The organism is Pseudomonas sp. PSPC3-2 (assembly GCF_049897085.1).
Taxonomy (GTDB): Bacteria; Pseudomonadota; Gammaproteobacteria; order Pseudomonadales; family Pseudomonadaceae; genus Aquipseudomonas; species Aquipseudomonas paraveronii.
Map to the genome: position 1 here is coordinate 1 of NZ_JAFCVO010000013.1, position 14,110 is coordinate 14,110.

Annotated in this window: 18 protein-coding genes and 1 tRNA gene; 16 read left to right on the plus strand and 3 right to left on the minus strand. The window is 59.7% G+C overall.

The annotated features are described in order from the left end of the window. Window positions 1–206: 206 nt before the first annotated feature. The 7 genes from ACP7CJ_RS20675 (at window position 207) to ACP7CJ_RS20705 (ending at window position 5,535) form a co-directional block, all read left to right on the plus strand. Window positions 207–1,367, plus strand: coding sequence for a hypothetical protein (locus tag ACP7CJ_RS20675; RefSeq protein WP_426101566.1), 1,161 nt, complete (start codon window positions 207–209; stop codon window positions 1,365–1,367). 10 nt (window positions 1,368–1,377) lie between these two features. Beyond that, window positions 1,378–2,136 (plus strand): ERF family protein, encoded by a 759-nt coding sequence (locus ACP7CJ_RS20680; protein ID WP_426101568.1) that lies wholly within the window; start codon window positions 1,378–1,380, stop codon window positions 2,134–2,136. A gap of 6 nt (window positions 2,137–2,142) precedes the next feature. After that, window positions 2,143–2,760: a lambda exonuclease family protein gene (locus tag ACP7CJ_RS20685; RefSeq protein ID WP_426101570.1), complete on the plus strand. Its 618-nt coding sequence runs from the start codon at window positions 2,143–2,145 to the stop codon at window positions 2,758–2,760. Next, on the plus strand, window positions 2,757–3,392 hold the full coding sequence (locus tag ACP7CJ_RS20690) for a hypothetical protein (protein WP_426101572.1): 636 nt from the start codon (window positions 2,757–2,759) through the stop codon (window positions 3,390–3,392). The genes ACP7CJ_RS20685 and ACP7CJ_RS20690 overlap by 4 nt, the downstream gene beginning before the upstream one ends. Window positions 3,393–3,481: 89 nt before the next feature. Continuing rightward, the gene (locus tag ACP7CJ_RS20695; RefSeq protein ID WP_426101574.1) at window positions 3,482–3,811 is read left to right on the plus strand and encodes a hypothetical protein; all 330 of its coding nucleotides are present in this window, start codon (window positions 3,482–3,484) and stop codon (window positions 3,809–3,811) included. Window positions 3,812–3,869: 58 nt separating this feature from the next. Next, a complete protein-coding gene (gene yejK / locus ACP7CJ_RS20700) occupies window positions 3,870–4,877 on the plus strand; it encodes a nucleoid-associated protein YejK (RefSeq protein WP_426101576.1) in 1,008 nt (335 codons plus the stop codon). Window positions 4,878–4,932: 55 nt separating this feature from the next. After that, entirely contained in the window at window positions 4,933–5,535 is a 603-nt protein-coding gene (locus ACP7CJ_RS20705; RefSeq protein WP_426101578.1) for a hypothetical protein, read from the plus strand. Between the two features lie 86 nt (window positions 5,536–5,621). Here the strand turns inward: ACP7CJ_RS20705 and ACP7CJ_RS20710 are convergent, their stop codons facing one another. Further along, window positions 5,622–6,101: a hypothetical protein gene (locus tag ACP7CJ_RS20710; RefSeq protein WP_426101580.1), complete on the minus strand. Its 480-nt coding sequence runs from the start codon at window positions 6,099–6,101 to the stop codon at window positions 5,622–5,624. 83 nt (window positions 6,102–6,184) lie between these two features. Here ACP7CJ_RS20710 and ACP7CJ_RS20715 point away from each other — a divergent pair, with 83 nt between their 5' ends. The 9 genes from ACP7CJ_RS20715 to ACP7CJ_RS20755 all read left to right on the plus strand — a co-directional run bounded on the left by ACP7CJ_RS20715 (window position 6,185) and on the right by ACP7CJ_RS20755 (window position 11,416). Then, a complete protein-coding gene (locus tag ACP7CJ_RS20715) occupies window positions 6,185–7,750 on the plus strand; it encodes a DNA cytosine methyltransferase (RefSeq protein WP_426101582.1) in 1,566 nt (521 codons plus the stop codon). A 45-nt stretch (window positions 7,751–7,795) separates the two neighbouring features. Continuing rightward, entirely contained in the window at window positions 7,796–8,182 is a 387-nt protein-coding gene (locus tag ACP7CJ_RS20720; protein ID WP_426101584.1) for a hypothetical protein, read from the plus strand. Window positions 8,183–8,246: 64 nt separating this feature from the next. Next, entirely contained in the window at window positions 8,247–8,396 is a 150-nt protein-coding gene (locus ACP7CJ_RS20725) for a hypothetical protein (RefSeq protein ID WP_426101586.1), read from the plus strand. Continuing rightward, complete coding sequence (locus ACP7CJ_RS20730) at window positions 8,374–8,961, plus strand: hypothetical protein (RefSeq protein ID WP_426101588.1); 588 nt, start codon at window positions 8,374–8,376, stop codon at window positions 8,959–8,961. The genes ACP7CJ_RS20725 and ACP7CJ_RS20730 overlap by 23 nt, the downstream gene beginning before the upstream one ends. Before the next feature lie 84 nt (window positions 8,962–9,045). Further along, window positions 9,046–9,234, plus strand: a complete 189-nt coding sequence (locus tag ACP7CJ_RS20735; RefSeq protein WP_426101590.1) for a hypothetical protein — start codon at window positions 9,046–9,048, stop codon at window positions 9,232–9,234. A gap of 49 nt (window positions 9,235–9,283) precedes the next feature. Further along, entirely contained in the window at window positions 9,284–9,607 is a 324-nt protein-coding gene (locus ACP7CJ_RS20740; protein WP_426101592.1) for a hypothetical protein, read from the plus strand. A gap of 291 nt (window positions 9,608–9,898) precedes the next feature. Continuing rightward, window positions 9,899–10,120 (plus strand): hypothetical protein, encoded by a 222-nt coding sequence (locus ACP7CJ_RS20745; protein WP_426101594.1) that lies wholly within the window; start codon window positions 9,899–9,901, stop codon window positions 10,118–10,120. A 2-nt stretch (window positions 10,121–10,122) separates the two neighbouring features. After that, the gene (locus ACP7CJ_RS20750) at window positions 10,123–10,365 is read left to right on the plus strand and encodes a DUF4224 domain-containing protein (RefSeq protein ID WP_426101596.1); all 243 of its coding nucleotides are present in this window, start codon (window positions 10,123–10,125) and stop codon (window positions 10,363–10,365) included. A 1-nt stretch (window position 10,366) separates the two neighbouring features. Beyond that, a complete protein-coding gene (locus ACP7CJ_RS20755; RefSeq protein WP_426101598.1) occupies window positions 10,367–11,416 on the plus strand; it encodes a tyrosine-type recombinase/integrase in 1,050 nt (349 codons plus the stop codon). A 100-nt stretch (window positions 11,417–11,516) separates the two neighbouring features. Here ACP7CJ_RS20755 and ACP7CJ_RS20760 read toward each other — a convergent pair. Then, window positions 11,517–11,590 (minus strand) — tRNA-Cys (locus ACP7CJ_RS20760). A 214-nt stretch (window positions 11,591–11,804) separates the two neighbouring features. After that, window positions 11,805–14,093, minus strand: a complete 2,289-nt coding sequence (locus ACP7CJ_RS20765; protein ID WP_426101599.1) for an acylase — start codon at window positions 14,091–14,093, stop codon at window positions 11,805–11,807. Between the last annotated feature and the right edge of the window lie 17 nt (window positions 14,094–14,110).

The following is a 14,110-nucleotide window of genomic DNA, read 5'->3' on the forward strand; positions in this document are numbered from 1 at the left end:
ATTAGATCTGGATATTCGCCTTGGAATAGAAACGAAGGACTTCAGATGAGCGCCAAACAAAGAGCCAGAAGAGCTCTCATCTGGCGCGGCTCTTTCTCTGTCCTCGCCCTCTTCACCTTTCTGATGTTGCTCAGCGCCCTCGCTGATCGAATCACTCAATAACCAATACCTTCAATCGCTGCGAGCATCGCGGCAAGGAATCCCACATGTCCGCAAATCAGCAAGTCATCACCATCGACGACATCAGCGCCGACAACGCGCCGGCCATTTATGTTGCCGGCGGCCTGGGCCAGTTCTTCGACGCGGTGAAAGCCGAAGTAACTGGCGAGGTGCCGGACCTCAAGACGGCCAAGGGCCGCGCCCGCATCGCCAGCCTGGCAGCAACCGTCAGCAAATCGAAGACGGCAGTCGAGAAGCCGGGCCGCGACTACCTGAAGCGCCTCAAGGAAATGCCGAAGGTCGTCGAGGCCGAGCTGCGCGAGTTCGTTAACAAGATGGATGCCCTGCGCGATGCCACCCGACAGCCTCTGACGGAGTGGGAGAAGGCCGAGGAAGCGCGGGTCGAATTTCACAAATCAATGATTCGCCACATTGAAGATTGCGGCCTTGGCCTGATAGGAGGCCAGCCGCAGTCGTTCGAACTGCTCTTCCGAGAGATTGAAGAGAAGATCATTGTCGACGAGAAATTCGAAGAGTTTGAGGCTGAAGCACATCGCGCCAAGGCTACGTCACTGGAAAAGCTCAAGACCTCCTTCGATGAATATCAGAAGCGCGAAGCCGAACAAGCCGAGCTGATCAGGCTGCGGGCCGAGGCAGAAGCACAGGCCCAGCGCGACCGCGATGCAGAGATTGCACGGGTAGCCGCCGAGCAGGCAAGGCTCCAAGCCGAGCAGCGCGCCCAGGCCGAGCGTGAAGCTGCCGCCCGACGTGAGCAGGAACTACTGGAACAGGCTGCCGCCACTCAGCGCGCCGCCGCACAGGCAGCACTGGACGCGGAAGCGGCTGCCGAACGCCAGCGCCTGCAACTGGAACTACAGGCCGAACAGGCACGCACAGCGGCAGCCCAGGCAGAAGCAAGCCGTGTCGCCGCCGAACAGCGCGCCGAGCAAGACCGACTCGCGGCCATCCGCCGACAAGAGGAAGCCGTGGAGCAGGCTCGACTGGCCGAGGTTGCGCGGGCGAACGCAGCGGCAGACGAAATCCTGCGCCAACAGCAGGAGCGCCAGGCTGACGTAGCGCACAAGTCGAAAATCCTGGGCGAAGCCAAGCAGGCTTTGATCGGCATGAACATCAGCGAAGAGCTGGCCAAGGCGATCGTCCTGAAGATCGCCCGTGGCGAAGTCCCCCACATCACTATCCAATTTTGAGGCTATAGCCATGTCGCAAGAAATCATCATGCCGCTGGAGCGCGATAGACAAATGTCGGCACAGCCCGCCCAAGAAATCAGCATGCTTTCGACGATCAGTCGGCTTGCCCTTGATCCTCGCTGCGACATGGACAAGCTGGAGCGCCTGATCGCGCTTCAGGATCGGATGGAAGCCAAAACCGCGCTTGAGGCTTTCAATGCATCATTCGCTGAAATGCAGTGTGCAATGCCTTCTGTGGAGAAGCGCACCGAGAACACGCACACCAAGAAGATGTACGCCGACCTCGACGACATCAACTACGCCGTGCGCCCGGTAATGGCCAAGTTTGGTTTTGGTGTGTCGTTCAAGATCGTCAATCAAGCCAATGGCGTGAGCATTACCGGAATCCTGATGCACAAGGCCGGACACCGCGAAGAAACGACCATGATCCTACCGCTCGATACCGGCGCCGGGCGCAGCGCCGTGCAGTCGGTTGGCTCGACCACTACCTACGGAAAGCGGTATGTGATGTGCGCCCTGCTCAACATCACCAGCGGCGACGACAACGACAATGACGGCTATGTCGAGCCATCCGATCAGCTCGTCACGCCCGCGCAAGCAAGGCAGGTTCAGGCCCTACTGGATAAGTGCAGCGAGGCTGTTCACGCCAACTTTGAAAAGATGTACGGCGACCCCGGACAGATCGCGAAGTCCGCGTTTGACGGCGTGGTAGCTGGGTTGAACAACTCAATCTCAAAAGCCGCCAAAGCGGCTCAGCAAGCGGGGTAAACAGCCATGCAAATAATCACTGAGGTTGAACAGGGCTCGCCTGAGTGGCTGGCCCTGCGCCTGGGTATCGTCACATGCTCGGAACTGGAATGTCTGCTGGTCAACGGCAAAGGCGAGGCAGGTTTCGGCGCTGGCGCCTTCACCTACATGAACACGCTCATCGGCGAGCGCATCACCGGCGAAGCTGCTGACCCGTTCATGGGGAACCGTCACACCGAGCGCGGCCATGAGCTGGAAGGCGTTGCCCGAAAGCTGTACGAACAGCGTGAAGAGGTCGAGACCAAGCAGGTTGCGATCATCCTTAGCCACGGCGCGGGCTATTCGCCTGACTCGCTGGTGGGCAAGTCCGGCTTGACGGAGATCAAAACCAAGCTGCCGAAGTTTCAGGTCGAAGTGATCCTGTCCGGTGACATCCCCAAGGAACACGTCGCCCAGTGCCAGGGCGGCCTGTGGGTGTCGGAACGCGAGTGGATCGACTTTGTTTGCTACTGGCCCGGCATGCCGCTGTTCATCAAGCGCGCCTACCGTGACGAGGCGATGATCCGCAAGCTGTCGGAGCGGGTCAGCACCTTCTACGAAATCTTGGACGACCGGATGAATCGGGTCTTGGGGATCGCAGCATGATCAGCAACCACCTAGGCATGGTCGAGGCTCTTCGGCCAGCATCGAACGAACTGGCTCACAACATTGAGGCCTTCTTGAGTAAAGGAGGGACTATCCAGGTACTGGAAGTGGTTGTTAAGCCGCCACCTGCCAGGCATCACCCAGAACCGAAGCCAAGAAAGGAAAAGGCCCGAGTGTGCATCGCGGAGCCGGTCAAGTTCCTGGACAAAATGGCGCTCCGGGACATCGAGCGCGATGAAAGGAAGGTCATGCGCGAGAAAGCCAAAGCGGATGAACTGGAGTACATCAGGGGGCTGGCCGAGACCATGACCTATACCCAGGCCATCCTGAGAACCGGCATGCACATACGGTCATTGCAGTGGCTTGCACGGCTTGGCGGATTTAAATTCAAGCCAGCAGATACGCGAGGCAACAAGGATCTTCGGTTTGTCGATGAAGAGCGCGACGCCAGAAACGCCGCACTGATCCGCGAACTCTTGGCGCGAGGCTTCAGCAGGAATCAGGCGCGAGAAAGCATCCAGACCAACCGGAAAAACTTCGAACGGTTACTGGATAAGTTCGATATCGACTATCCGAAGGCAACCAAAGGCCCGGCGCCGGCATTCTTCCCTAAGCAAGCCCATTCGGCGTGACCAATTCATGCGCCGCATAGCCCGCTCCCAGCAACGCAAACGTCAAACCTGGCTCGCACTGCCGGCCAGCGGAATAGAAGAGGTAGGCCATGGCAGCAGTACCCCAGAAAGAACGCTCAGCCAAGTCTGCCAGGAAGCGTGTGGCACTTGCCGAGGAAGAGCTGAGGCTCAGGGTCCGCCCCGGCACCCGGCAGGCGCTGGCCGACCTGATGGAATGGGCAGGCATTACTGAGCAAGGCGAGGCGATGACGCTGATGATTCATCACCTGCATGCCATGGGCTCCGCGAAGTGCCAGCCGTTACTAAATCCGCCGCGCCACGAAATAGAGATATCGCAAAACGTGGCGCGGGAATTCCGCAATAAAAGCCTGCTCGCCATCCAGAAAGACCCGGGCGACGAGATCATCGAGCCCGCATAACCCACCCTACTCGCTGCATCCGGTAACCGGAGGGCGGCGCCTACCTGAGGTAATCGCAATGCCCATTCTCCACAGCGTCATCCACAAGATCGACAAGAAACCAGACGGCACCCCGGCTGTTCTGCACCTGGCAGGCGCCGAGCAGGAAGATAGCGGCGCCCGCGACGATCTGATGCATCAGCTCAACGAAAGCTATAACGCCACCTCAGGCAAGGGCTGGGGCTTCTTCCATCAGGAATCAGGCGCTTTCCCCTTCAGTGGTTGGCTCGGCAAGTACCTGGCGGGCGTTACCGACTTCCTGTCGTTCAGCACCACCGCCGTCGAACACCTTACCCGGCTGATGGAAGAATCAAACCTCACCACTGGCGGGCACGCCCTCTTCTGCCACTACCTGCAAGGCATGACCGAGTATCTGGCCATTGCCCTGGTGCAGGAAACCGAAGCGGTGACCATGACCGAAGAGCTGTCCCTGATGACGGTGAAGCGTCTGGATCTTGATCACATCCGTCTGGCTGCGCGCATCAACATCAGCGAATGGCAGAACAACCCGCAGTCGAAGCAGTACATCTCGTACCTCAAGGGCAAGCAGGGCCGGAGGCTCAACGATTACTTCCGCGACTTCATCGGTTGTCAGGAAGGGATCGACGGGCCTAGCGAAACCCGCGCACTGCTGAAGGCGTTCAGCGACTTTGTAGAGAGCGAGGATCTGCCAGAAGAGTCGGCCCGCGAGAAGACCCACGCCCTGGTCGGCTACTCGATGACCCAGGCCAAGCTGGGCGAACCGATCACCCTCGACGAGTTGTCAGGCCTGATCGACGAAGACCGCCCGAAGAACTTCTACGACTTCATCAAGGCGAAGGATTACGGGATTTCCGAGTCCCTGCCGCCAGACAAAAAGACCCTCAACAAATTCCGGCGCTTCACTGGCCGGGCCGAGGGGATGTCGATCAGCTTCGAAGCGCACCTGCTGGGTGACAAGATCAAATTCGACGAAGCCGGTGGCACGCTGACGCTGCGCGGCCTGCCCACTCAACTGACCGAACAGCTCAAGCGCGCTGCCGCCTGACGCCCACCGACGCGCCGCGCTCTCGAAGAGGGCGGCGCCTGACTGGAGATAATCCATGGACAAAAACACCAAAATCCTGATCACGGAGATCCCGGGTGAATGGACCCAGCGCCAGCGTAACGGCAGCCTCAACGTGTGGAACGGGGCGGATCATCACAGATTTCACCGTACCACTACTGACCTGCCCGAAGTCAGCCTGAGCCCCCCGGAAAACGGCCTGTACGCCGAGCGGATCGATGGCGCCTGGTACTGGGTTTCTGGTTGCGCCAAGTGCAACGGAACCGGCGAGAAGTACAGCTACTCGGTGTGCGATAAACACAACGTTTGCCGCCTGTGCAGCACCCACCGCTCGAAGCTCACGGAAGCGCCGTTGGGACATCCAGACGGGTTCACCTGTAAGCCTTGCCAGGACGCAGAAGACGCTGTTGCGAAAGCCGAAGCGCTGGCCAAGGTCGCCGAGAGCGAATATGACGAGTGGGATTATCGCAGCCAGGACGAATGCAAATGCCCGCATTGCGCCACTGTGATCCACATTGAAAGCGAGGATTACGGCGACAAGAACATGACCTGCGACACCTGCGGCGGCGAGTTCGAACTTGTCACCGAGTACACAATTCAGTTCACCACCACGGTGATTGGCGAACGTCTCACCGCTTGATCCGGCTCCATGCCGGTCACCCGTAATACCCTATATCAACAGGGTCGTAGCCACCTATCTATTAAAAGGGTGTTTGTCATTATTGGTTAGCCAGCCTTAATGACCTCTCTCATGCTCTCTTGCCAAGCTTCAACCACGGCTGGATCGGTTGAAATAAGCGGAGTCATTTCTTCCAGGTTTGCTGCGACATGACCGAACGCACCGGGTAATTCCGAGTTACTGCCTGACGCGTAAATCCCGGCAAGTAAACTGTTCAGAAGAAAAACGTTTTCAATATTCAAGCGGGCCACTTGCCTTAGCTCGTCACGAATAGCCTCCGCTTCATTGCGGGCCTGCTTAGCAGCCCTGGCATCGGTTTTGATCGAGGCTTTCCAGAAAGATATCTCGGAAATGCTATCAGGACCGATAATTAAAAATACCGCGACGAGCAGCCACAGAGTGGCAACTGCGGTGAATGTCGCGACACTAATTCCACCTGCAAACAACGCAACTGGAAGGCCGATAAGCAGCGGCCATAAAATCGCGTAACCCGTTCTTCTTCCTATCTGCCCAGCCAATTCACTCATTTTCACTCCATGACCCGACTTCATACCGGGCCAGACACAAATACCCCATATCAACGAATCACGCCAGCCGGCGAGGATCCCCTATGCCCGATATCACCTACGGCTCTGTGTGCAGCGGCATCGAGGCCGCAACACAAGCGTGGCACCCGCTGGGCATGCGCGCCGCCTGGTTCGCCGAGATTGAGCCGTTCCCCTCGGCGGTCCTGGCCCACCACTACCCCGACGTGCCGAACCACGGCGACATGACCAAGCTGGCCGCGCTGGTGCTGGCGAGCAAGATCCCGGCGCCTGACGTGCTAGTCGGCGGTACCCCGTGCCAGGCCTTCTCGGTTGCCGGTATGCGTGAAGGTCTCACCGACCCGCGCGGCGCCCTCACCATCAAATACGTGGAGCTTGCAGATGCAGTTGACTATGTTCGCGCTGGCCAGCGAAAGCCCGCCAGTGTCATCGTTTGGGAGAACGTCCCCGGCGTCCTCAGCGACAAAGGGAACGCCTTCGGATGCTTTCTTGGCGCGCTTGCTGGGGAAGACTGCGAGCTGCAGCCTCCAGGGAAGAAATGGCAGGACGCTGGTTGTGTGTATGGACCCAAAAGAACAATCGCGTGGCGGATCTTGGACGCCCAATATTTCGGCCTGGCCCAACGACGCCGTCGTGTGTTCGTTGTCGCAAGTGCTCGTGACGGATTCGATCCCACCGAGGTACTTTTTGAGCGCGAAGGCGTGCGCCGGGATACTGCGCCGCGCCGAGGCCAGAAAGCGGACGCTCCCGCCGGCACTCTTAGAAGCACTGACGGCGGCATCGACGTTGATCACGCCTTAGCTGGTCACCTCCAATCAACAGCATTTGGAGGCGGCGCCAACTGTGAACAGACCGAGGTAGCAACTGCTCTCAGCGCGCATCCTGGTGGGACAAGGATGGATGCCGAAACCGAGACGTTCGTAGTGACCGCACCGCTAACAACAAACCAATACGGCGATCATGAGAGCAGAGAAAGCCTGTTGGTGGTGGCGGGCACGCTTCAGGCCGGCGGCAAGGCTGCTGGCAGCGCAACCCAACAGGATGCCGAATCAGGTCTTCTGGTGGTGCATGGCACTCAAGACCCTGGCGTCAGCGACAAGCTCGCCTTTTCCCTGGGCAGGAATAACGGCCAGGAAAACGCGGTACTGGCTTTCTCCTGCAAGGATCACGGCGCTGACGCTGGAGAGATCGCCCCTACCCTGCGCGCCATGAATCACTCAGGCAGCCACGCCAACGCCGGCGGCCAGGTGGCCGTGTGCATCACTGGCGACATCACGCACACCCTCAAGGCTGAAGGGTTCGACGGCAGCGAAGACGGCACAGGGCGCGGGCAGCCCATAGTCGCATGTCGCGAAGTAGCCCAGACCCTGACCTGCAACTATGGGAAGCAGGTCGACAACACTGATTCAGCCCTGGGGCCCAACGTTGTGTCCTCTACCAGCTCAGTGCGGCGTCTAGTGCCGATCGAGTGCGAACGTCTCCAAGGCATGGCCGACAACTACACCTTGATCCCCTGGCGCGGCAAGCCTGCTAGCGAATGCCCGGACGGGCCTCGCTACAAGGCGATCGGCAACAGCAAGGCCGTTACCGTGGTTCGCTGGATAGGCCGGCGCCTTCTGCAGCAACTCTGAACTCCCCCACTCCACCGCCCGGGCACGGCCCGGCAAGGACTCCCCGTGACCGAAGTTCACCGATACAAGGTCGTTACGATGCTTTCAGCGGCCGGCGCTACGATTGGCTATGACCCGCATGGACCTGACGTTGTGATGGCCTCCGCCTTTGATGAGGCCTCCCGCCTGTTTCTTGACGCTGCCGAGCGCTGCGTTGCAGCCGAACGCCGGGAGAAGGAATTGCAACAGCGCCTGACCGCAGCGGATGAGCGGGTTGATGTGCTGGAGCGTGACGCGGCCCGATACCGCTGGCTGCGAGACGTGAACGTCGGCCCTCACATGATCGACCGCCTTCTGTTTCAGACGGTCTCCGACGACTGCAACCCGCCGTACCGTGACATGAAGCACGGTGTTGACCTGGACGCGGCAATCGACGCAGCGATCAAGCCATGACCCAACTCCCCGCCTACTGCTGGTGCCTGCTGGCACTGGCACAACTGATTTGCTGAGGTGATTTATGCGGCCACACGAGAAATATAAAGAGCTTGTTGACCTGCTTGAGTCGGTCGGCGCGCTGCAACTCGACGAAGAATGGGCGCTGCTCGTGCAGCAGATGATCAAAGACCACCGCAAGGGCATAAGCCATGACCACCAGCCAAACGATTGACGGCGTGCCGCGTGAGCAGATGATCAGCTTCCCGCGAGAGCTTGACGACGAGATGGCAGAAATCCTGGCAGAGAAAGCCCGCGTGTGTGGTGCTGGGGCCTTTGATATCTGGGAGCTACTGTGCGCTCGGTTCGGCGCTGGGACAGCCGTCCGGCCCCAGGGCGATCCGGTGGCATATGCCGACCCAAAAGCTTTTGAAAACTTCGGGAGTCTTGCGCACCTCGGTGGCCTTTATGCTCGGGAATGGATGTGGGCTAACCCGGCTCCCGGCTTGGTGCCGCTCTACGCCGAGCATCCCGCGCCGGTAGCGGTGGTGCTGCCTGAGCGCTCCAATCAGGACTATGCCATTGAGCATGCCGAGTACATGGCCCTGTCAGCCGATGATGTGCTGGCGAAGTTCCAGGCATACGGACTGGCTCTGCTGGCCGTTGATGAGGGTGGTGACGACGGCGAAGGTGAGCTGCTTGAGAATATCGACTCCGCCCGCGGCGACCTGCAGGAGTCTCTGGTAGAGCTGCGCAGCATGGTTTACGAGTTTCGCAAGCGTAGCGCCAAATCCCGATAGGAGTACATCCGTACTCCACCCGAAAAACCTGTAACCCCTCCCCCTTCAAAGTCAGCCGCTATAGCGGCAAGGACGAACTCGCCCATGAAAAGAACAGTCGTGCTAACCGGCAAAGCAGTCGTGAACTTCCGAAAGGTTATTGAGAACGTCGATGACGATGAAGTGGAGGAGCTGCTGACAAGCAGTGACCATCGGGAATCGCAGATTGACGACGATGACCTGCTCGATATCGAGTGGATTCACGACGACGTAGATATCAAGGTGACGCCATGATCGCCACCCCCTGGCTCGCCTACGTCTTCATCTACAAGGGGCCGAGGCCATGACGGACCATGAGCTGTTAAAGCTGTCAGCCAAGGCCATGGGCTTCGAGCTGGAGTATCGGCGCGGAAGCGATACCTTCTACTACGACGATCCAGAATCCGGACGTGAGCAATGGCAGCCACTCAGTGATGACGCCCAGGCCATGCGCCTGGCGGTAGACCTTCAGCTCAGCATCCTCTGGTTCACCAACCTGCAATACGTGATGGTCGAGCGACGCGGCTTCGGCGAGAACATCGGCTGGACCGACGACGCGGATCGAGGTGGCGCGCTCCGCCAGGCAATCACCGTCGTAGCGGCGCAAATCGGCACAACGCTTCCCTAACTCCAATCCCCCTACATGCCTGTCGGTGAGCGGCGGGCGAGGTATGCCCGCATGTTTATTTGCGCAGAAACGAAAATCGGTAAGTGCAAATCGCTCGGCGACCAAGTGCGAGTGTGCGCGCTTCGTCGTGGCGGTGGCTGGAGTCAGGCCCGCGAGGACCTGGCGAAAGAAGCAGAGAGCTGGTTCGGCCGCGAGCCGGTGACCACGAAGCAAGAGTGGCGAGCCGTCCGCAACGAAGTCTTCCGAACTGAATAACCCACCTTCTGCCGCCCAGCGCGGCAAGGACACCCCATGTTCGCAACGAAACTCACCCTGATCCTGCTGGGCGCTTTGTTGTACCTGGCCGGCACCGGCTACTGGTTCGCCTGGCTCGGCCCTGACCTGCTCAGCACCGGCACCACCGAGGCGCTACTCGGCGCATTCGCCGGCACCTGTGCCTGGATGCTGATCACCTTCGGCCTGACCATCCACATCATCAAGACAGCGCGGCCCACAGCGGGCGGCGGGAGGTAATTATGCAGGCAGAAATCCTGTCGGACGATGAACTCGCCGACCTAACCGGCTACAAACACCGCGCCCACCAGCGGAAGTGGCTCAAAGACCGCAACTGGGTCTACATCGAAAGCCGTGGTGGTCGCCCCCTGGTGGGTCGGATGTTTGCCCGCATGAAACTGGGCATGGTCAGCCCCACCATCGTCGACAACAATCCGCCGCCGGCACGACCGGCTTGGACGCCAGACTTTTCCAGAGTGAACTGATATGCGCCCCCGCAAGACAGAAAACAGGGACTTGCCGCCAGGTATGGTGCGGCGCAAGCGCCCACGCAAGAACGGTACGGTGTGGGTGGGTTATTACTACAGGGACGCGAACGGCAAAGAGCTTTCGCTGGGAGGCGATCTCGATAAAGCCAGACTCAAATGGGCAGAACTTGAGTCCAAGGCAAAGCCGGCAGACCTGAAGATCATGAAGGGGATTTTTGACAGGTACGAGCGGGACATCATCCCGAAGAAAGCGCCGCGGACGCAGAAAGACAACAAGGCAGAGCTCAAGCACCTGCGCAAAGGGTTCGAGGCAGCGCCCATCGATGCAATCACCCCCTCCATGGTTGCACAGTACAGGGACGCCAGGACGGCGAAGACCAGAGCAAACAGAGAGATCGCCCTGCTCTCCCACGTCTACAACATGGCGCGAGAATGGGGCTTTACGGATCGGGAAAATCCTTGCGCCGGTGTCCGAAAGAATAAAGAGAAGGTCCGCGACTACTACGCCAATGAAATGGTTTGGAGCGCCGTCTATGGAAAAGCCCCACAAGAACTTAGGGACGCGATGGACTTGGCGTATCTGACAGGCCAGCGCCCGGCAGACGTGATCGCAATGAGGCGGGGGGATATCGAAGGGGATTACTTGACCGTGCAGCAGGGAAAAACAGGCAAGCGCCTCAGGATTCAAATGCAGGCAGGCGGCGTGAAGAACACCCTCGGTCTGCTCATTGAGGACATCATGGCCAGGAACAGTCAGCACAACTCGCAGCACTTCATTCTCAGCAGGACCGGGATGCGTGTCTCTCAACAAATGCTCCGTAACCGGTGGGATGACGCCCGAGAAGCCGCTCGCTCTTTGGCCGCCAGTGAGGGACGAGCTGATGACGCGGAGAAGATCCAACAGTTTCAGTTCAAGGATATCCGCCCCAAAGCCGCTTCCGAGATCACGGATATCGCCGACGCAAGCCTCCTGCTCGGTCACTCGGAACAAGAGATCACCAAGCGCGTGTACCGTCGCATCGGTGCGGTCGCGCAACCTTCAAAATGAGCTAGTTTCGGAACTCCACCCCCTAAAGTTTCGGAACTCCAGCACTTTCCCACAGGCAATAAAAAACCCCGTAGACGTTAATCTACGGGGTTTCTAAGAGTGGAGGCCGAGGTCGGAATCGAACCGGCGTAGGCGGATTTGCAATCCGCTGCATAACCATTTTGCTACTCGGCCTCAAACGATCAATGCCCTGGTTGCTGGCACTCACCGCATACAAACTTGAGTGGGCTATGTAAAGCGCGCCTCTACTCTAACTCATTGAATACATTGAAGTTTTTATTGCTTCATTGCGTTCGATGGGCGCCATTATGTACTCATTTGCATTTGCCTGCAACCCCTTGATTTCAAAAAATATTCTGCCTTGGCATCAAGGGCTTGCGTGCGTGCCCTACTCCTTGATGACCTGCAATTGGTACTGCGGATCGGCCTTGATCTGCGCTTCGGTGAAGGGCAGCGGGCGGAGGTTTTTCTCGGAGAATGCGCGTGTCTGGTCCTTTGCGTATTTCGATGTGGGGTTGCTGGACAGGGAGAATGTCAGCACGCCTTGAGCCCGGGGGCCGTTGTCATCGAAGGTGACGATTTGCAGGTAGCTGCTGCCGCTGACCACTTCACGTTTGCCATCGGCGCGGGGCACGGTTTGCATGGCGTTGTAGATGCCAAGCTGTTGCGGCCCGCCGTGGATCGGGGTTTGGCCGCTGACTTGCAGATCGCCCCAGCGGCTGTCGGCGGTGAGCCTGTGTTTGCTGGCGTCGGCGGTCGAGGCCAGCATGGCTTCGCGCAAGGCCTTGGAGACGGGTGCTCGCTCGATGGCCAGGCCGCGAGGCGTGGTAAGGGGTTGGGCCGGGTCGAAGGTGACACGCCAGGCGTCGGGGGTTTGCTGCAGGTGTTGCATCAGGTAGATGAAATGCACCAGGCCCAGGCCACTGTCGAGGTTGGCGCGCTGGTCCCAGGTTTGCAGGCTGGCGCACAGCGGTTGCAGGGTGGCGGTGTCGGCGCCGAGGTGCTTGGCGCAGAATTCCAGCAGGTCAGGCATCACTTGGCTGGCGAGGTAGACCTGGTTGTCCATTACCATGTTTTGCAGGTCGGCGACGCTGATCGGCCGTTTGTCCAGGGATTGCAGGCGTTGCAGCGCGAAACGCGTGCGGGGGCCGAGGCCGATGTTGTCCTGGCTGATGACTGGGGAGAAACCGGTCAGCGGTGCCTTGGGGTTGACCATCCAGGCCGAATCGTTGGAATGCTGCACGTAGTCGCTACGTTCCAGTTGCGGCAACTGCTCAGCCGCGAAGATCCCGGCTTGGGCAGCGCGCGCGTCGACGTCCCAGGCGCAGGCGCTGCGGGAGCCGTCCAATATGATCAGTTGCAGGCCGGCCCGTGGGTCACTGCATTGCGCGAGCTTGGCCGCGCTGACGTTGGGCACCACCGACAGGTTCATGAACAGGCTTTGCCCCTGGTCATCTGCGGCCAGGGTGTTGACCCATGGGATGCCTTGCAGAGTGTGTACCGAAGTTTGCAGGTCCTTGACGCTGCCGGCGCGATTCATCGCGTACCACTGTTGCAGCACGCGGTCGTTACCCAGGTTGGCATCGCGCAGGCTGAAGGCGTAGCGGTTGTCCCAATCGAGCTTGCCAGGCCATTGCACCACCGGCCCGAATTGCGAACGGTAGACGATATGCGTCTGCCCTTTGAGGCTGCCATCCGCTTGTTTGACCTGCACGGTAAGCGTGGTTTTATCCAGCGCGATGGATTTGCCGTCCAGCAGGTAGCGCGTGGCATCCTTGGGATCAAGGGTCAGGCGATACACGCTGAAATGCTTGGACGTGTCGACGGTATGGGTCCAGGCCACATGCTGGTTAAAGCCGATATTCACCACCGGCAAGCCCGGCAGTGCGGCGCCCATTACATCCAGTTGGCCAGGGATGGTCAGGTGCATCTCATAAAAGCGCATGCCGCCGATCCAGGGGAAATGCGGATTGGCCAGCAGCATGCCACGCCCATTGAATGAACGATTCCGGCCCACTGCGACGGCGTTGCTGCCCCGGTCCAGGGTAAAGCGCTGTTGATGGGCGGCGGCCAGTTCAAAGGCTTTGGCGTCGCTCGGTACAGAGGCGGTAGCGTTGGGCGGCGTTGCGCCGACAAGGGCTTCGGCGAATTGGCCGATGCCACCTTCCACCAGCAGCCTGCGCGTCAGCTTGACCACATCCTGTGGCGTGATCGGCCGCACCCACGCCGCCTGGCACTGCGCCGGAGCGCCCTGCTCTTTCAGATAACGGTTGTAGCCGGCGACGTACCCTTCGATACGCTGCCGGATCGGTGGGCTCTGCGCCGCCCAGAATGTGGCCACCGCATCTGGCGTATTCAGCCAGGTGAAGAACACATCGCTGGCAAGGTTGTTGCGCGCCTCCAGGGTCGATTGTTCAGGGCCAAAGAACCGGGCGCGCTCGCCACTCACCGTGACCACCTCGTTGGCCAGCAGGCACAGGTTGTCCTGGGCATAGGCGTAACCGATGCCGAAACCCAGGCCGCGCTCATCGCTGGCGCGGATATGGGGCACTCCGAAACTGGTCCGCCGGATGTCCGCCGCCGCCTGAACCACCGCCTCCCGCGCCGATGCGGCCAGGCTCACTCCCAACAACAGCCCCGCCACGCACGCCCTGGACAACCCGTTGCATATAATCACGCAGACTCCACCGTCAG